Raw genomic sequence first — 17755 nt, 5'->3', positions numbered from 1 at the left:
TAAAATATAACCAACAAGAGGGTGTTCTCTTTGGCTAAGAAAGGAGTCAGATTAGATTAAAGAACATAGCTTTGGTGGGGTACCACTGACGTGCGGTTTGAGGGGTTAACAATATAATTTTGTCTTTTCCACTTTCATTGGCAAGTTAAAATGTTTGAGCCTTGACTTATACTCTTTTCAATATCACATTCAACCACTTTTCGTTCGCCCTGTCTTTTCTTACATCTGTTGTGATTGCGGTTTCTAAGAGCTTGAAGTATGGATGATTTTTCAGCAATTCAGAAAAAGCATCTTCGTCGTAGTAGTTGAAATACCTTCCATCTTCTCTGTATTCTTCTTTGTTACCGTATTTGAAAGAAGCATAGAGTATTCCATTAGGCTTGAGTGCTCGGCGTATCTTGTATAGGATATCATCTATTTCGCTTCTCTTAACATGCAAAAGCGATGCACAAGCCCAGACACCATCAAATTCTTCAACAAAGTTCAGCTCATCAAAACTCATGTGAAGTGTTTGGATTCCTGTGTATTCGGTCGATATCTTTACCATCTCAGGCGAAGCGTCAGTAGCAACAACAGAAAAACCTCGTTCCAGAAAGTATTTTGTATCCCTTCCCGAACCAGAACCCAAATCAAGAATCTTCCCTCTGGCTGGGATGTATTTTAAGAACATCTGATACAAAAAGCTCATATCGACGTTTATTGTATCCTCGAAAAACTTCTTCGCGTTCTTATTGTAATAATCCAGCGTTCTATCCATGCTTTATCCTCTCCTTGTAGTACCTTATTGTCCTGTACTCAATTGCATCTCTAAAGTGTTCTATAAATGCTTTATTATTAAAGAACCTCGCAAGTTCTTCATTCAGGCAAAACAGCTCACCTTTTCTCTTGAAGAATTCTCCGTGTGTTTGCTCAAGAAAATGCTCAGGGGTCTTTCTTGAAAGCTTCACCCATTCATCTTTTCCCCATGTTTCAAAATCTCTCGTGGAGCTGTGCATTTTTAAGTCGACAGCATTGGATGGATTGGAATAAAATTCCTTAAAGCTCATATAAATATCATCTGAAGTTACGCATAATTTCGGGTTTCCATTGTTATAAAACGCAAGTAAAACTGGCATTTTATAACTTTTTGTCATATTAGTAGTCTCTATGAAGTTTATAAACCTATGAGCAATAGTATTGCAAATAGCTCTTTCATTTTCATCGAGCTCTCCGTGGTTGTTAAGAAACGCAATATAATCTCTCAGGATGTTCAGTTTCGAGTTTCTACGTATGTTGTTATATACAACTTTTTCTACATATTTATAGAACTCGTGCCTCAAAGGCTTGTGACCCAAGAATTCCTTTATTCTAAGATACTCGTTAAAGATGATTTCTTCTATCTGCTGCAATTCTTTTGCCATCTTCCTAATGAGGTCAACAACTTTGAATTCAAATTCAACTTCGCAACCTTTGGGGAGTTCCAGTACTTCGCTTAGTTTTTTTGTATCAAGTTCTCTTCTCAGCAAGCTAATATCGTACTCTTTCTGTGTAAGTATAAACGGAACAAGAACAGCATTCTTATAGTTGCCTATAAAATCGAGCACTATCAAGTATTTCTTACCTTTAGCTTTTCTCAAACCTCTCCCAAGTTGCTGGATGAAAACGGTAGTAGATTCTGTAGGTCTTAGGAACATGACCATTTCTATCTCAGGAATATCGACACCTTCATTGAAGACGTCTACGGTGAAAATCACATCTATTTCTCTATTTTTGAGTTTTTCTATAGCTTCCCATCTTGGAAGAGCATTTCTACCTTGTTCACCGCTGTAAACGGCACATGCATTTACACCGTTCTTGTTAAAGTAATCAGCCATGTATTCGGCATGGTTTCGAGAAACGCAAAAACCTATTGCCCGCTTTCTACCATATTTTACATACTTTTGCAACACTAAATCAGCTCTTTTATGGAGCATTAATGCTTTTTCAAGCTCGTCTTCTTTGTAATGACCGTCTATAATTGGAATCTTTGAAAAGTCGGTTTCATCATAGATTCCGTAATAGTGGAAAGGAACTAAGTATCCTCTATTAATGGCATCCGGTAGCCTTAAATCATACACAACGTTGTAGTCGCATATTTCGAATACATCCTTACCATCCATTCTTTCAGGTGTTGCAGTAAGGCCAAGCAAGAACTTAGGATTGAAATAACTCAAGAGCTTTTTGTAACTCTCAGCCGCAGCATGGTGGAACTCGTCAATTATTATGTAGTCAAAATAGTCCGGCGGGAAGTAATCATCGTTCAGATATTCTTCTTTGCCAATTGTGAACACAGAAGCAAAAACGATATCAGCATCTGTATCTTTCCCTGAAGAGGTGAAAAAGCCCATGCGAGATGTTGGGCGTACTTTCTCAAACGTGCTCTTCGCTTGTTTTAGTATCTCCTCTCTGTGTGCAATGAAAAAAACTCTGTTGAATTGCATAGAATCAAATGCTGCGAGGAAAGTCTTCCCAACCCCTGTAGCCAAAACGACAAGCGCTTTTGTGAATCCTTCTGCTCTTGTATTATTCAACTCCCTCAAAACTTCCTGCTGAACCTCGTTAGGAATGATGGGTAAATTGGACAGCTCAGACTTACTTTGTTCAATACCTTCCATTTCCTCCAAATTAGTTTCACATTCATCCGACTCAAAAACGTAAATATCCTTTTCCAAATTTTTCAAACCTTCATACTCGGAGTCAGACTTTTTGGCTGCCCACTTTTCAGCATATTGCTCGATGAACTTATCATCGACTAAGACGCTGTGATTTTCAAACAAGTCAAAGAAAGCTTTCTTGAAATACTCAAAATGTTCAGGATTTGCGCTTTTTGAAATTCTATAATTCCACTCTATACCACCAGTCAGAGCATCCTTGGAAATATTTGAAGACCCAACGAAGAGCTCTCCATCGCCATTTGTGAACTCAAAAATATACGCTTTCGGATGAAAATGTTTATCTTCATACTTAAAGACCCGCAAATCTAAATTGTCACCAAGAGAATCTTTCAAGAGAACAAGTGCGGAAGGTTCGGTTATATTCAAATAAGTACTCGTTAACACCCGCACTTTTGCACTATTTGAACTTGCTTTCTTTAACGGTTCAAGCAACAACTCAACACCTGATTTGAGAACAAACGAAACAATTATATCTATCTCAATAGCCTTTAATATAGTCTCGCTGATTTCTTTCAAAAACAAATCGTTTCCTCCGATGAAACACGATGGAAGCAGGCTTTTTGTTGAATAAGGTTGTCTAAATTTCCGACTGTCTTCGACCATGATTTACCAAACCCTTCTGACTTAAATTCTGAGGTACAAAAATATTATATAACAGAAGCCATAATAAATAATAACACAAGTAACTTTATACCAATCCATCAGGAACGTCTTATAAAATTTGTAGGATTATTTTTACGTCACCTAGTCGAGACTCTTACGCTTTTTTACAATTAAAACTATCCTTTTAAGAAACAGGTTTCCTTTACACTCGCAGCTATTAAAAAGACATCGCGTGTGTTATGAGGCCAGATAAAGTTAATTTATTCGATACATAAAAAACATACAAATATGTTATAATTGTTATAAGACACATGAGGAGTGCGATTTTATGAGCATACTATCCTTGGATAGGTTTAGAACTTTAGAAGAGCTCGAACATTTTTTTGAAGATATATTAAACTCCGAAAGTAAACCAAAAGTATTTGGGCTCATTGATTTCGACGAGGAAGATTATACATGCATTACTAAAATAATCAGAGAATGTATTTTCGAAGTGGAAGAGTTTTCTACCGGTTCCCTTGCTATTTCAACATTTCTCGTCTGGACCGGAATCCTAAAATATAATGGAAACTTTTGGGCACATGTTTACGAGGTTCTCAACATACCTTTCGAAGAGATAGCTGTTCAACGAAAGCTGGGTGAAATTTTCCTAAGCACCTTAAGACAACATGATATGATGTTTTTCACTGGAGGATTACGATATGTCACACCAGTGTTGGCACATGGATGTGTTGCAAACGTATATATAGATGACTATTTCAATTTCATCTATAATCTTTATAAGAAAGAATTATCAGGAGATGACTTGTCTTTTGCAAATGTCCAACCAATTGTCGAACAATGGCGAAGAGAATCTCAAAATCTGATGGCAAGAAATACTTTAGAAGAATTGATAGAACGTGAAGCAAAACTTACTCGAACTTTGGAGTTGTTTCCACTATATGAAACCCTTGGAAAGCTGACAGAATTAAGGAAGGCATTATCACAATCACAATTGGTAGATGAGTTGATAGCAAATCTCAACGATTATATAAAGAAGAAAAAAGACTTTGACGACCTGTTCAGCAAAATTAATGAAATTCTCGAGATTTTCAGCAAAAAAAGTGAGCTATGCATGAAAATAGAACAATTAGATCTCGAAATACTTAAACGCTTGCTCATTATGGAAGAGTATATCAAAGATAACACGCAAGCAACAAACCTTAAGTTTGTTAGAATGTCTACAAGCTCGAAAAGCATTATAGACCTTGTAAACATTAACAATCAAATTGCCAATGAAGTTTTGAAAAATCTGAGGGAGGAATTAAGCAAGAAAAGAGCAGAAAGCCTTAGCGATTTCGAAGAAAAGCTTAAAAATGTATATCCAGGCGAAATCATCGAAGGACTCCAGTTCTTAGAAAAGCAAAAAGAACTGAGAAAGAAAATAAACGACTTAGAACAAGAGAGACTACAACGCTATTCTCACCAAGATTTGCATGATATGACTAATTGCCTACCTGTGATATTTAACTATGAAATGAATATGCAGTTGATTAAAGAAGAGCTTCAAAGTATTCAAAATGAAATTGCGAATCATGAGCTTATCAACATTCGTACAAACAATCTATTGAGTTTACTTCCTGAGCCTGTTCGAATCTTCATACTCCAGGGTAGGGAAGTTGCAGAGAGATTCATTTACGAAAGTCTCAATTTGTTAAAGAGGATAGTGAGAAGTGAAAGAATTGAAGATATTAATTTACCAAGCAGGTTAAAAACAAGAATAAAAGAATCGCTTGAGCAAAAACTTAGTTTAGCCATGACCAACACTGTAAGGTACATTGTACGAACCACCAGGAATTTCAATCGTTATCAAGAAGATGAAAACTTATACGAAGAGAGTGATAAACCACATAGCCGGTTTAGAAAACCCACCATGAGACTTGACCCAACAGGCAAAAGTATACAAGTAATCTTACCGGAGCAAGTAATATGCGATTGCGATAAACTTGGGACGTGGGAATTCAAGATAAAGGGTGACAATATTATACTTGGAACAAAGCAACTACGTTATCGACGTGCTGGTGACATGTATCGCACCAAAGCTATCATAGAGCATTTAGCTAAACCATGTGAAAACTATGAATTCTTGATAGAAGATATGGATTCTCACATTGAAATAAAAAAATGGGTGCTCAAACTTAACCGAGATTATATGCTATTTAGCCCGGAAATGAAACTTATTATTGGTGATGAAATTCCGGAAAAGTACGATACCATCTATTTAGTAACAAAAGCAGGATGCAAAGTGATTCCCGATATTGTTATTGAAAGGGAACAACTTATTGCTGGATGGAATGACTATGAATATACTTGCCTTAATCTGAGAGACGTTGAATCAATAATCCTAGAAAAGGATGGTAAGACCTTTGGAAGACTAGAAAGAATGATAAATACTGAACCACAATTACACGGAGTTAAGATAGTCGAATGGATAAGCCTGGACGGAAAACAAATCTATTCCACATTTAGTCCAAGCTTTGTTTTCTCTATCAGAAAAGATGAAGATATAAGATTATACTATATAAATCTTGTTGATGAAACGGGTCAAGTTATATCCAAACCAGTAAAAGAACTCATTGGCCAAGGCTTTGCAGGTCGTACAATTGAAATTCCACTAAGTTTACTAACAAAGCAAATGTATGGTTCCTTTAGGTTGTCATTAATAAAAGACATGGTTCCTATTTGGAATCAGGAATTTGTTTTAGTCCCAAATTTAACTGTCAGCTTAGAAAGGTATTTCTCAAACAATAATGAATCTGACAGTGAAATTCTATTAAAGTCTGATATACCCTTCAAAGTTACTGACATAGACAAGAACGTACAACTTGAGGGCAGCGATTTAGTTAAAATCCTTCGAACAGATCGTCAGAGAGAAAACGTGAACCTCACAGTTGAATTCTACAATTCGATTGATAGAGCAAAAATGATTTACGAAACCACATTTAACCTCAACGTTCCAAGAATAAATTGGAAGTTTTCAGAAGACGAAGAATGGACGACCACCCCAAAGGAAGTTTGGTTTGATGACCTAAGAAGCTTTCAAGTTAAACTCCCATCCTACTTACTTAAGACGAAACCTTTTCTTTACCTTGGGTCTACAGACTTTTACATAACAGGAAAAAGAATTGGTGATGATGTGGTCAAGTTTAACCTTCAGGAAATGACTGATATTCTATATGAACTCCACTCTCAGGAAAAAGTTACTACCACTGGGTTATACTTGGGTTTTAAAGACGAAAACAAGAACATAATAGGGCAAGTACTAGTAGCAAATATACGATTGCTGTGGGAAGTTAAGAGCTTCTTAATAGAAATTTCTACAGATAACCCTCCTGTTCTACATATCCAATGGAAAGATTTGGGAAAAGCAACAGACAGAGTTTTGTCTATTAGAAAGCTAAATAAAGAGTTTCCGGAATGGCGCTGGAAAATCAAAGACGGAGAATACGCATTAAACTTCGAGAATTATCTGGAGCAGATCGAACCAGGGAAATATGTTTTTCAATTCGAAATTGAGGATCCCTGGAGAGATTCAGGTATGGAACCATCTATAAGAAGTTCATTCATCGTTCAACTCGTAAATCCAAAAAAGATTATAGAAGAAGTTGTAAAAGGAATCAAAAGAATCAGAATTCTGGATATTGAAGGAGTTGAATCAGAAAGCGAAGAACTTCCAACAAATGCTCAATACTGGATACAGGACATAGAACCACTAGTAGAAGATTCGCTAACTGGTAGAAGATTTAGGGGACGACTCTGCAGTCAACAAAGGAAAGACATTCTTGACAATTCCTTTTGGAACTTTACAGTTAACTGGAATAGCCTATTGAACGGAAAGTTCAGAATAACCGAGATTGAAGATTCACAAGGCGATGGAATTATGTATTGCAAAAAATGTAAGAGCCTTTTTTCTGATCACAGAGAGCATGAAAAGTGTAACAAAGAAGGATATGTCATACTTCCTGACGGCTTATTAATAACTCTGAGGGAGGAAGAACATGCACAGGCTTGATCCAATTGAAACAACACGGACAGTTGTAAATCGTTACATTGATTATTTAACAACTACGTTTTCATTTAACGACCCTGAACTTAGGGAACAACTTAGAAGCGAACTAATAAATAAGAAAAAATTTGTTAAAGGCCCCATCTTAGAGGCAACACCACCATTTGAAACAGGTAAGAAGCTAATAGAACTAATCGAAGAAGGTATCCTTTCACGAGAGTTTCTTAAACTTTCATCTAATGCCTTGCCTCTTGACAGACATCTGTACATTCATCAAGAAGAAGCAATAAGAAAAATTGTAGTAGATAAGAGAAATGTCATAATTTCAACAGGCACAGGAAGTGGAAAAACTGAGTCATTTTTGATACCAATTCTGAGTTACCTTATGAGACAGAAAGAAATTGGTCGGCTTACTCCCGGTGTAAGAGCACTCATCCTGTATCCTATGAATGCACTAGCTAACGACCAGCTAAAGCGCCTACGTCAAGTCTTGAAGAATTATCCAGATATAACCTTTGGTAGCTACACAGGGGAAACGGAAAGCACTGAATCTAGAGCTATAGAAAAATTCCAAAAAATGAATCCTAACGAAAATAGATTAGTGAATGAACTGTTATCCAGGGAAATGATGCAAAAGAAACCTCCTCACATTCTAATAACAAACTATGCAATGCTTGAATACTTACTCCTAAGACCTGACGATAATGTATTTTTTGATGGAAAACACGCTTCTGAATGGAAATTCATTGTCGTAGATGAAATTCACATTTATTCAGGCTCAAAAGGCATCGAGTTCTCAATGCTGCTTAGAAGATTAAAGGATCGAGTAACTAAAGGTCAAAAAGAAAAAATTCAATGCATAGGAACAAGTGCAACACTTGCAAGTGAAAACAACGAAGAATTCGAAGAAGTAGCAAAGTTCGCTGAACAACTGTTTGACGAAAAATTTGAGTGGATTAAAACAGATCCAAAGAGACAAGATATTATCACAGGTAAGAAGAAAAAGCTCAATATTTCTAGTCAACCGTGGGGTGAACCGGAAGAATCCCTCTATGCGGCTTGGTCAGAAATTATTGAAAATGAAAGTAATCAAAATTTAGTTATTGAAAAACTAATAATTGAAGGAAAGAAACATGGAATTCCTGAGTATGTGATTGAGAACGTAAGAAACAACTGTGAAGACAATTGGCAGAAGTTTTTGTATCTAGTCCTCAAAGATGATAAAAGAATTGTTCAGCTTCAAAACATAATAGAGGAAAAGCCTGAGTATTTTGAGGACATGGCGAGAAGAATATTTACATCCGATAACGATGAATTCAATTACAAAAATTTGTCAGCCTTAGTGCATGTTGCAAGCAACGCCAAACTGGATGAAAATTCGCAACCACTCCTTCCTGTAAGGTATCATCTGTTTATACGTGCGCTCGAAGGCGGGTTCATATCACTATTTCCGAAAATAAAACTTTACTTAAATAGGCGAGAGTGGACTGATGACAAAGAGTTCCGGTGTTTCGAGATTGCCACCTGTTCCAAATGTAACTCACTTTACATAGTAGGTGAGCTCAATACAAGGGATAACTTGTTGTATCTGAACCAGCCTGGCAAACGATTTTTCGAAGACATGAAGAGTCTAAAATTCTTCCTAGTACCAACAACATCCCTTGCTCCGGATAACGAGGATGAAATGATATTGTTAGACAATAACGAACAACAAGAAGATCTCGACAATGAGTACATTCTTTGTGGAAAATGTGGTGCCATAAGACAGGCGAACGAAAGTGGAGAATTTTGCAGTTGTGGAACTCAATACCACGTCAAAGTTATCAAGGCCTCAACTCGTGAAGGAATCATTCATAAGTGTCCTGCATGCGGCAGCATTAACCCCAGTTCATCAATTGTCAGACGATTGATCCTTGGAAGTGAGGCTGCAACAAGTGTTTTAGCCACAGCTCTTTACCAACATACCGGCGAGAGAGAAAATCCAAAATTAGAGCTGAACTCAGATGATGGATGGTATGTCCCATCAGTACCAAATTCTGCAGAAACTAAAAAGAGAATGTTGATCTTTTCGGATAGCCGACAGGATGCTGCGTTCTTCTCCGTATATTTAGAGAATTCATACAATCTAATACTACAAAAACGACTATTAGCAATGACTATTGAACGATTTGCGGATGAGATTATTAAGAATGAGTGGAGAATAAATGATCTTGCGAGGTATCTTAAAAGAATAATGCAAGAATCTGGAATCTTTAAAGAATACAGTCCCCAGGAATTGGAGGAAATTGCATGGAAGTATGTTCTTAATGAATTTTTGGAACGTGGCGGAGAAACAAGTTTAACCAGTCTAGGGGTATTAAGTTTTAAGCCGTTGTTATCGAATAATCAACTTCCACCAGCTTTACGCAAACAGTTCGTAGAGCTAACTGAAAACGAAGCAAATGATCTTCTATTCGTATTGCTCGATACCATACGAAAATATGGTGCTGTGAAATTTCCCGACATTGTAGATCGTAATGACGAGTTCTTTGCACCACTGAATAAAGATATTTGTTTTAAATACGTTAAAGGAAATGAAGAGCGAACGAAAAAAGTGCTAAGTTGGATTCCTTATGAAAACAAAATCAATTCAAGGGTAGACTTTTTGATGCGCCTAGCCGCTGTAAAGGGAGAAGAAAAAACAACGGATGAAGCCATAAAATTCCTTTCAGACATATGGCATAAGTTCTTAGTTCCACAAACTAGTTTCCTCTCAGGAGACCCCAAGAATGGCTATCGCCTTGATTTAAGTTACTGGAAAATAGTACCCCTGGAAGTTGACAAATCCAGCAAGGTCTACAGATGTACAAAATGTAACAAGATATCCATTTACAATGTTCAGGGTGTTTGCCCATCGTATCGTTGTGATGGGCAACTAGTTGAAATCAATATTTCTGAAGAATTGGAAAATAATCACTATAGAAAACTTTTCTTGACAATACCTCCGATAAGCATGAAGGTGAAAGAACACACCGCACAACTTACCACAGACACCGCTGCTGAAATCCAAGCAAAATTTAACAAAGGAGAAATAAACATACTGAGCTGTAGCACAACATTTGAATTGGGAGTCGATGTTGGTGAACTTGAGGTCGTATTTTTACGAAACGTCCCACCCACCCCTTCAAACTATGTGCAAAGAGTAGGACGTGCTGGACGAAGAATATCATCAACGGCCTTCGCACTTACATTTGCACAAGCACGTTCACACGATTTTTCACATTTTTCTGAACCTTTCAGAATGGTTGAAGGAAAAATAAAGCCACCACATTTTGAATTAAGGAACGAGAAAATAATCAAAAGACACATTCACTCAGTCGTACTCTCGCTATTTTGGAAGGAGAATCCTTATTATTACGGCACAGTTAAAAACTTTTTCGAAAAAGATAAACCTATAACGGAGGTATTGAGAGAATTCCTGCATAACAAACCTCAAGAATTGAAAGAGAGATTAGAAAGAATAGTTCCAAAAGACATACAAATGGAAATAGGTATTCAAAACTGGGAGTGGATTAATGAGTTTATAGGTAAAGACGGTGTATTAACAAAAGCCGAAAGAAGAATATTAAGTGACATAGAAGAACTAAAAACCATAGAAAGAGAATACTCCAACAATCGTCAACACAGAAGAGCAGATGAAGTAAGCAGAATCATTAACACACTTGAAAATAAGAACATAATAGATTATCTCTCGCAGAGTAACGTGATTCCGAAATATGGCTTTCCAGTAGACGTTGTCGAGTTGATTATAGATCATTACGGCGATGAGGCAAAGGGGCTTGAGCTCACAAGAGATCTGAAAATTGCCATATCTGAATACGCACCCGACAGCGAAGTCATAGCTGGTGGAAAACTCTGGACAAGCAGATATATTAAAAAACTACCTGACAGAGAACCAATAACATATCGATACGGTATCTGTGATAAATGTAAGAGATACTTCAGCGATATAGCAGAAAAACATGACACATTCGATACATGCAAATATTGCGGTTCAAAACTGAAACAAAAAGGAATTTTTATAACCCCAGAATTTGGTTTCATATCAGAAAAACCAAGGAAACCTAGTATGACAAAACCCGAAAGAACTTACACCACGCGTTATCACTTTGCTCAGGAAGAGAAAATTGACGAACCAATAACCTTGGAAAAGAACGGTTTTATTATACAAATATCAGCAGGAAGTGGAAAACTTGCGGTTATAAATAACGCCGGAATGCGCGGTTTTATAGTCTGCAAAAAATGTGGTTATGCAGAGATATACAATAATAAGTATTCTCGAACTCATAGGAATCCTTATGGCAAAGAATGCACAGGTTCTTTCGAAAGATACGCATTAGGTTACGAATTCAAGACCGACATATGTATTATAAAAATCCCAGAGCTCATCAATACAGACGAAGCCTTTTGGTTATCAATGTTGTACGGGCTAATCGAGGGAACAAGTAAAGCTTTAGAAATAGAACGCCAAGACATTGATGGTACGTTATATTACTATCAAGGTGCTCTAGGGAGTCCAGCATTAGTTCTCTTTGACGATTTTCCCGGAGGAGCAGGACATGTCAAAAGAATAGCTAACGAGGACAATTTTACGAAGATACTTTATGAAACCCTAAACATTGTTAAAAACTGCGAATGCGGTGGTACAGACGGTGATTCAAGCTGTTATGGTTGTCTACGAAACTACAAAAACCAATACTGTCATGATTCCTTAAAGAGAAAGTATGTTATAAACTTTCTGTCAGAGTTACTCGGAGAATAGTACCTTAATTTTACAACTGTATTGCTTACTCAGAAGCTTGTAAATTGGACTTGCCCACGGAAGTGGAACGGAAAAAATTATCTTATAAAGTTTTCACTCGGCATGGCTTCGGTGGAGTACCGAAGCCATGCGATGTGAAAAAGAATAAATCAATTCTTTACATATTATACTTTCTAACCAAAGGCATTAGCTCTAATAAGTTGTTTTAGACAAGGAGTTTCAATTTTTCTTTTGATACTTCAAATCTTAAGAGACCTTCTAATGTCTTTGTCTCTTGATCTGATTCTAATTTTTCTGAAGATATGTAGAAAGAACCTTTAAAATCCCCGTAGAAATGAAGTGGGTCGTACGGTCTAAATGAAGCAACGTTCAGATACCACTTGTTTTCAGCTTTTTCAAAGACAAAGACAAACCAGTTGCTTCGTGTTTTGGTTAGGTGCCAACTGTCTCCTGTTTCCGCAATTATTCGTGCCATTGTTCTGTAATCAGTTCCGTCAAAGAATATTCCAGTTTCTTCTGCCAATTGCTGTATGTTATCTGGTTCGTGTCCGTTCTGCATGAGCAACACAATTCTATTTTCATTTCTTACAACAAATGGATGAACGTGTTCAAGGTCAACGCTTCCAACCGTTGCATACCTCGTGTGAAAAACAAGCCAAGAAATTTCTAAACCTGCGTGCTCATATGCGTAGTTTTCACCAATGAACCATTTCTTGACATGCAAATCGTTCACTAAGAAATCTTTTGTTTTGCCAATTTTGTAGCGTCTTGGTTCTATCTCTTCTGAGCTAACAAACCCGTTTCCATCTCCGCCTCTTGATAGAGTAAGCATGTCCAACCATGTTCCTTTTATACCCATGTTGTTGAAAATGGCTAATCTACACACCGAAAAGACCTCCTCTTCTAAAGTTTAATACTTAACAGAATAACCGCATAAGTAAGCCGCAAAGATATTGAGATATCACGACGGTCTAATTAAACCTAACCTTTCTAATAATCCTCTCTTTTTAATAGGTACCCAAACAGGAAGACGGTGTTTACGAATTCTTCTTCTCACACGTTTTTCCTCTTTCCTCCTAATCAAAGGAATACCTCCCAACTAGAAGCTTTTCTGGTAGTTTACAATATATAAAACGTAAGAATCGGCAAAATCTGACATAACTTTTTCAACTTTTCAAAGGAAAAACCGCCTCAAATATAGAGGCGGTTGAGGAGAAGAAAAAGGTATCAAAATTAGAATGAAACTGAAAATTCAAAGAATGGGACTATATACAATGTAAAAAGCGAAAATGCAAATGTTCCATCACCGTTGACATATTCAGTTCCTATACCTATATATGGGAGTACAATAAATGCCGTTCCCCAATGCCAGAAGTTGTTCCATGAGTTGAATTTCATAGATCCATAATAGTTCTTTTCCACGTATCCAAAGAGAAGTGCCGAGAAGCCTTTGTAACTTGTTATGTTTCCTTCTTTGTCAGAAAAAGGGTAGAGAATATTGAAAAATGGAAAAGTGATCCTTGTTTTTTGGTTTTTAGAAGATTTCGATGGCAATTCTATTATTATACTTGTTTCTATGTACTTCTTTTTATCATTAACTTCGTATGTAACAAACAACTTTCTATTGGAAACAATTCCGGAGATTCCAAGAACTTGCCAACCACCTGAGTAATAAATGTGACTCTCTGGGACTGCAATAATTGAAAGTGTAGAATTCGGCAAGATTACTGTCGGAACCTGAGCACGCGTTGCGTCTATGAACTTTTGACCTTCACGAATTAGTTTGACGGGTTTCCCGTAGTTGTCAGTGAATAGAGATTCGTCCCATATGATTTTCAAAGGTAGTCCTGTCTTGTTAGTAATTGTTAAACGCAAGACTTTTGTATTTGCCAAAATGTCAAATAGCGTTCCTGCATAGCTCTCCAAGTCTACAATTATTCTTATTTCTTCGTTCTCTACAACCGCCAAACTAGCGCTTGTTGCTGATTCTGTTTCTGCAAGCAAAGTTGTTCCAAAGAGAGTTAATAGCGTGATAATGATCCATATGCTTCCCTTAAGACCTTTCATATACCTTCCAACCTCCCCTGAAGTTTATGAATTTTGAAAAAAGTTGCCGGTACGGAACGCAAAATGAAACCAAACAATTACTTATCATTTATTGAACTTACTTCTTATCTGCTTAACTGCTTCTTTGCCACCTGCAAGTGGGAATTCAAAATGCACATATCCTTGGCTGTACCAATTGAGTTCGACCGTCAGTTTTTCGTGGTTCAGGATTTTGTCAATGATATACACATCGTTTCCAAAATTCAAGAAGTTACTCAGCGGTTCTTTGTAAAACGTAGCGTATTCCGGTTCTTGGTTATCCCATTTTATGCGCGTGTTTATAATAAGGTATCCCCCACTCCCAAAGTCGAAATCTACGATGTTGGGTGCATTGTTGAACCATATGTACGTCCATTCTGTTTGTCCATCTGTTGCAACGACTAACCTCGCTTTTGTGCCTGAATATGGAAAGGTCATTATTTCGAGCGATTTTACCTCAGGTGAAATAGCATACCAACTCTCTTTTCCAGTCATAGGGTCTTTCTTGCTCGAAATTGTCCAGCCGTGTAATGGATCATCGAAAGTGCCAACACATGCTTGTAAACTGAAGAAAATAGAGATTGTGAATAGAAAACAAGTAATAACTATCCCCTTTCTAACCACTACTATCCACCTCCACAAGAAGTTGGAACTTTAGAAATTCCGTACCGGCTTCAAAAGAACCATTACTAGCAAAGATTTTTGAGGGTCACTATAATAAACGTCGTAACTGGTGAAATCTGACAGATGCTTTCTAAGAAATCTTGGAGAAAATCAAAATGCTTGCCAAAAACAAGAACGATTAAACAAGGCAAAATAAAGTGGATAGCGAATTCCTAATAAACAAAAAAGGTGTGTGCGTAAAGCACACACCGAGCTATTCAGAAAAAGATTAAGAGTCTATATGATAACGAAATATTGAAATCCAAACATTATTCTGTCAGAACAACTTCGAGCTTCTCAGAAATTATGCTTACAGGAGCATCGGTATGCAAATCAATTTTCAAAACGTTCGGAGCGGGTCCTGAAAAGATTATCTTGTTGAAAAGCTTAACCTCAACATTCTTGCCAACAAACTCGTCGGAAAAGAACAAGGAAAGAACGCCATTTTCGCTCTGTAATATATAATCTTCTTTGCTCAAAATGTTTGAGGCGGCAGCAGCAACTTCTGTAATTCTCTTCTTGATTTCATCAACATCAAAAAACTTTCGTAAATCAATTATTATTTCGTCTTTATCAAGTTCGTCTTTATCAAGTGCCTTTTTCGTTTCCTCTTGAGTGCTAATATATTCCAAAAACGCGTCATAGAAAATACCTATACGTTTAGTTTCCCATTCATAGAAGCTTTTCCAGACACCTTTGTATTCTCTCTCCGTCAGCTTTCTGAAGTTTTCTTTCAAGGTCTCCAAATCTTGTACCTTTCCTATGACCTCACAATACTTAACAAGTTCAGGAATTACGTAAAAATTTATTGGTGTCACTTTCAACGCTGAAACCAAATGGTTCACTTTAACTTTGTACCCCGGACCTCCTAATATCAGTTCACTTGTTAGAAAGATTGCATTGTAAACGCCGTCTAATTCTTCTATAACAACACCATAGACAAGATCTTCGGCATAGACTACAAAGATATCCCCAATCTCAAGTCTTTCTATTCCAACCTCGTAAGGCTTTTCTATCACTTTCGAAATGCTTTTATAATTGTCAAATATTTCTTTCAATTTTTTCATAAGAACACCTCCAAACGTGAGTCACTTGCTTTAACAACTGCTGCGTACTTTTGCTTCAATTATTATTACGTAAACTCTCGCAAATTTCTGACACAAATCTTTTTAAAATCTTCTTTATCACGCCGTATGAAACACTTACCTCTTTCTCGAAAAATGCTTTTACCCTATCCCTTGCCCTCTGATGAGCCTTATACATTGCATCGGTAGAACTGTACTCTCTGAAGTGTGTACTTTGAGCTAATAAAGAAAAGAAAATATAATCGCAGATATCGGCTTCTTTACTACGCATATAGCTCACGAAACTGTCAAAAATATATTCAGCAATGACTTCATCGAACTGCTCGATCTCAGAACCTTTATCAGGCACAAAATCGAGCATCTCAGAGTACTCATCATCATTCGAGGCAATTGACTGATTCAATGAAACAACACTTGAAGCCCTGATATTAGCGCGACGATAGTCTTGAATCTTATTTTTGACAGATCTCATAAAATAATTAGTCAGAGCAGCATCATCAGTTATAGATTCCAATCTCTGTCTTACATTCCAAAAAGCACTCAAAACCTCCTGGGAAATGTCGTCAACTAAAGCATCGTTGGATAAGCTACGCGAAGCTCCAAAACTAAAACCAGGTGTGTTATATATTATGTGCCTAATGAAACTCTTGATAACACCTTCACATTCAGAAGAAAAGTTTCCCGTACGAATATACAATCTTAGACATCGGCCAATTTTTTTAAAATCTCTCAATTGTGACACATTCATCACTCCAATGCTCTAAATCAATGGAACAACCAGCAACGAAGACAATCTTCTTCTCTCGCTTTAAATTATTGATATAGAAAACTGGTAGCCTAAAGACTGAAACACCATGGAATTTCATTATATAATTTTCGTTTCCGTAAATTCTCTCGTTTGCCAAAGGACAACAGTCTATCAAATTAAATCTTATACCCGAATAATTCTTTGTAGAAAGAAAGGCAACAAGAACTTGCGAGCCCTTTTCTTCCAAGAGCCCGGGTCTTGATGATCTCGTACCACTCCTTGACATATACACATCTGGAAGATTCAAAAAACTTCCAACCGTCTTCGCTGGATGATAGAAAATGACAAGTTGAGAATAAAACTTATAACTTCCGAGCTTTTTCAAGTCTTCTCACCCCAAAACAAACACTCCTGTCTAAGACAATTATATCAAAAAAACAAAAGAACTTAACTACCAAACATTCTTTCTATCACAACATGATTAGTTAGAAAAACCCCTCTTGAGAAAAACACCATCCCTGATAGCTCCTTCTAAAACCCTTTTTAGCATTTTGCCTGGTCTTTGACCAGATCTTTATTGTTTCCATTTTTATAGTTATTTCTAAAACAGTTTCGTAGGATATTAGGAGACAGAAACTATTGAGTGAGTTTCCATCCCTCATAGTCACTTCTAAAACGCAGTTCCAGACAAAATTATAAATGAGGCAATTTTAAAGTTTCCATCCCTCATAGTCACTTCTAAAACTTTTTTAAAGGAAGTAAGAAGCTTGTTAAAGGGGGGGTACAAGTTTCCATCCCTCATAGTCACTTCTAAAACTTACATTAACGTTGGGAAGGGAGAGTTCAGAACTTTGTTTCCATCCCTCATAGTCACTTCTAAAACCGAAGACGTCGTCGATGTTTACTTTTCATTGGAACAAACAAGTTTCCATCCCTCATAGTCACTTCTAAAACAAACTTTCTATTATCACAGAGGAACTGATTCAGATCGTCAAAGAAGTTTCCATCCCTCATAGTCACTTCTAAAACGAA

General features: G+C 36.9%; 11 protein-coding genes and 1 CRISPR repeat array (1 of these 12 only partly in view). Of the genes, 2 read left to right on the top strand and 9 right to left on the bottom strand.

Annotated elements, in window-relative coordinates:
- Positions 1 to 166: 166 nt before the first annotated feature.
- Both FNOD_RS07350 and FNOD_RS07345 read right to left on the bottom strand, forming a co-directional pair.
- Complete coding sequence (locus FNOD_RS07350) at positions 167 to 757, bottom strand: class I SAM-dependent methyltransferase (RefSeq protein ID WP_011994560.1); 591 nt, start codon at positions 755 to 757, stop codon at positions 167 to 169.
- Positions 750 to 3215 carry a DEAD/DEAH box helicase family protein gene (locus FNOD_RS07345; protein ID WP_202965502.1) on the bottom strand — a complete coding sequence of 822 codons (2466 nt, stop codon included), beginning with the start codon at positions 3213 to 3215 and terminating at the stop codon, positions 750 to 752. The genes FNOD_RS07350 and FNOD_RS07345 overlap by 8 nt, the downstream gene beginning before the upstream one ends.
- A gap of 409 nt (positions 3216 to 3624) precedes the next feature.
- Between FNOD_RS07345 and FNOD_RS07340 the strand changes: the two genes are divergently transcribed.
- Entirely contained in the window at positions 3625 to 7347 is a 3723-nt protein-coding gene (locus FNOD_RS07340; RefSeq protein WP_011994558.1) for a hypothetical protein, read from the top strand.
- Complete coding sequence (locus FNOD_RS07335; RefSeq protein WP_011994557.1) at positions 7334 to 12142, top strand: DEAD/DEAH box helicase; 4809 nt, start codon at positions 7334 to 7336, stop codon at positions 12140 to 12142. The genes FNOD_RS07340 and FNOD_RS07335 overlap by 14 nt, the downstream gene beginning before the upstream one ends.
- A gap of 205 nt (positions 12143 to 12347) precedes the next feature.
- On the opposite strand, the gene FNOD_RS07330 is transcribed toward FNOD_RS07335, so the two are convergent.
- The 7 genes from FNOD_RS07330 to FNOD_RS07305 form a co-directional block, all read right to left on the bottom strand.
- Entirely contained in the window at positions 12348 to 13028 is a 681-nt protein-coding gene (locus tag FNOD_RS07330; protein WP_011994556.1) for a class II glutamine amidotransferase domain-containing protein, read from the bottom strand.
- A 75-nt stretch (positions 13029 to 13103) separates the two neighbouring features.
- Positions 13104 to 13226 carry a hypothetical protein gene (locus tag FNOD_RS09935; RefSeq protein WP_274376816.1) on the bottom strand — a complete coding sequence of 41 codons (123 nt, stop codon included), beginning with the start codon at positions 13224 to 13226 and terminating at the stop codon, positions 13104 to 13106.
- Between the two features lie 149 nt (positions 13227 to 13375).
- Complete coding sequence (locus FNOD_RS07325; RefSeq protein WP_011994555.1) at positions 13376 to 14209, bottom strand: hypothetical protein; 834 nt, start codon at positions 14207 to 14209, stop codon at positions 13376 to 13378.
- Positions 14210 to 14293: 84 nt separating this feature from the next.
- Positions 14294 to 14851: a hypothetical protein gene (locus FNOD_RS07320; protein WP_011994554.1), complete on the bottom strand. Its 558-nt coding sequence runs from the start codon at positions 14849 to 14851 to the stop codon at positions 14294 to 14296.
- Positions 14852 to 15159: 308 nt separating this feature from the next.
- A complete protein-coding gene (locus FNOD_RS07315; RefSeq protein WP_011994553.1) occupies positions 15160 to 15957 on the bottom strand; it encodes a hypothetical protein in 798 nt (265 codons plus the stop codon).
- Between the two features lie 55 nt (positions 15958 to 16012).
- Positions 16013 to 16717 (bottom strand): RNA polymerase sigma factor, encoded by a 705-nt coding sequence (locus tag FNOD_RS07310; RefSeq protein ID WP_011994552.1) that lies wholly within the window; start codon positions 16715 to 16717, stop codon positions 16013 to 16015.
- Positions 16695 to 17108: a hypothetical protein gene (locus tag FNOD_RS07305; protein ID WP_011994551.1), complete on the bottom strand. Its 414-nt coding sequence runs from the start codon at positions 17106 to 17108 to the stop codon at positions 16695 to 16697. The genes FNOD_RS07310 and FNOD_RS07305 overlap by 23 nt, the downstream gene beginning before the upstream one ends.
- A 262-nt stretch (positions 17109 to 17370) precedes the next feature.
- A CRISPR array of direct repeats spans positions 17371 to 17755; the repeat unit is 30 nt; unit sequence GTTTCCATCCCTCATAGTCACTTCTAAAAC (it continues 475 nt past the right edge of the window).

The sequence above is a fragment of the Fervidobacterium nodosum Rt17-B1 genome (assembly GCF_000017545.1).
Taxonomy (GTDB): Bacteria; Thermotogota; Thermotogae; order Thermotogales; family Fervidobacteriaceae; genus Fervidobacterium; species Fervidobacterium nodosum.
Note: the sequence above shows the minus strand (reverse complement) of the source record. Positions and strands in the feature narration are given on the sequence as shown.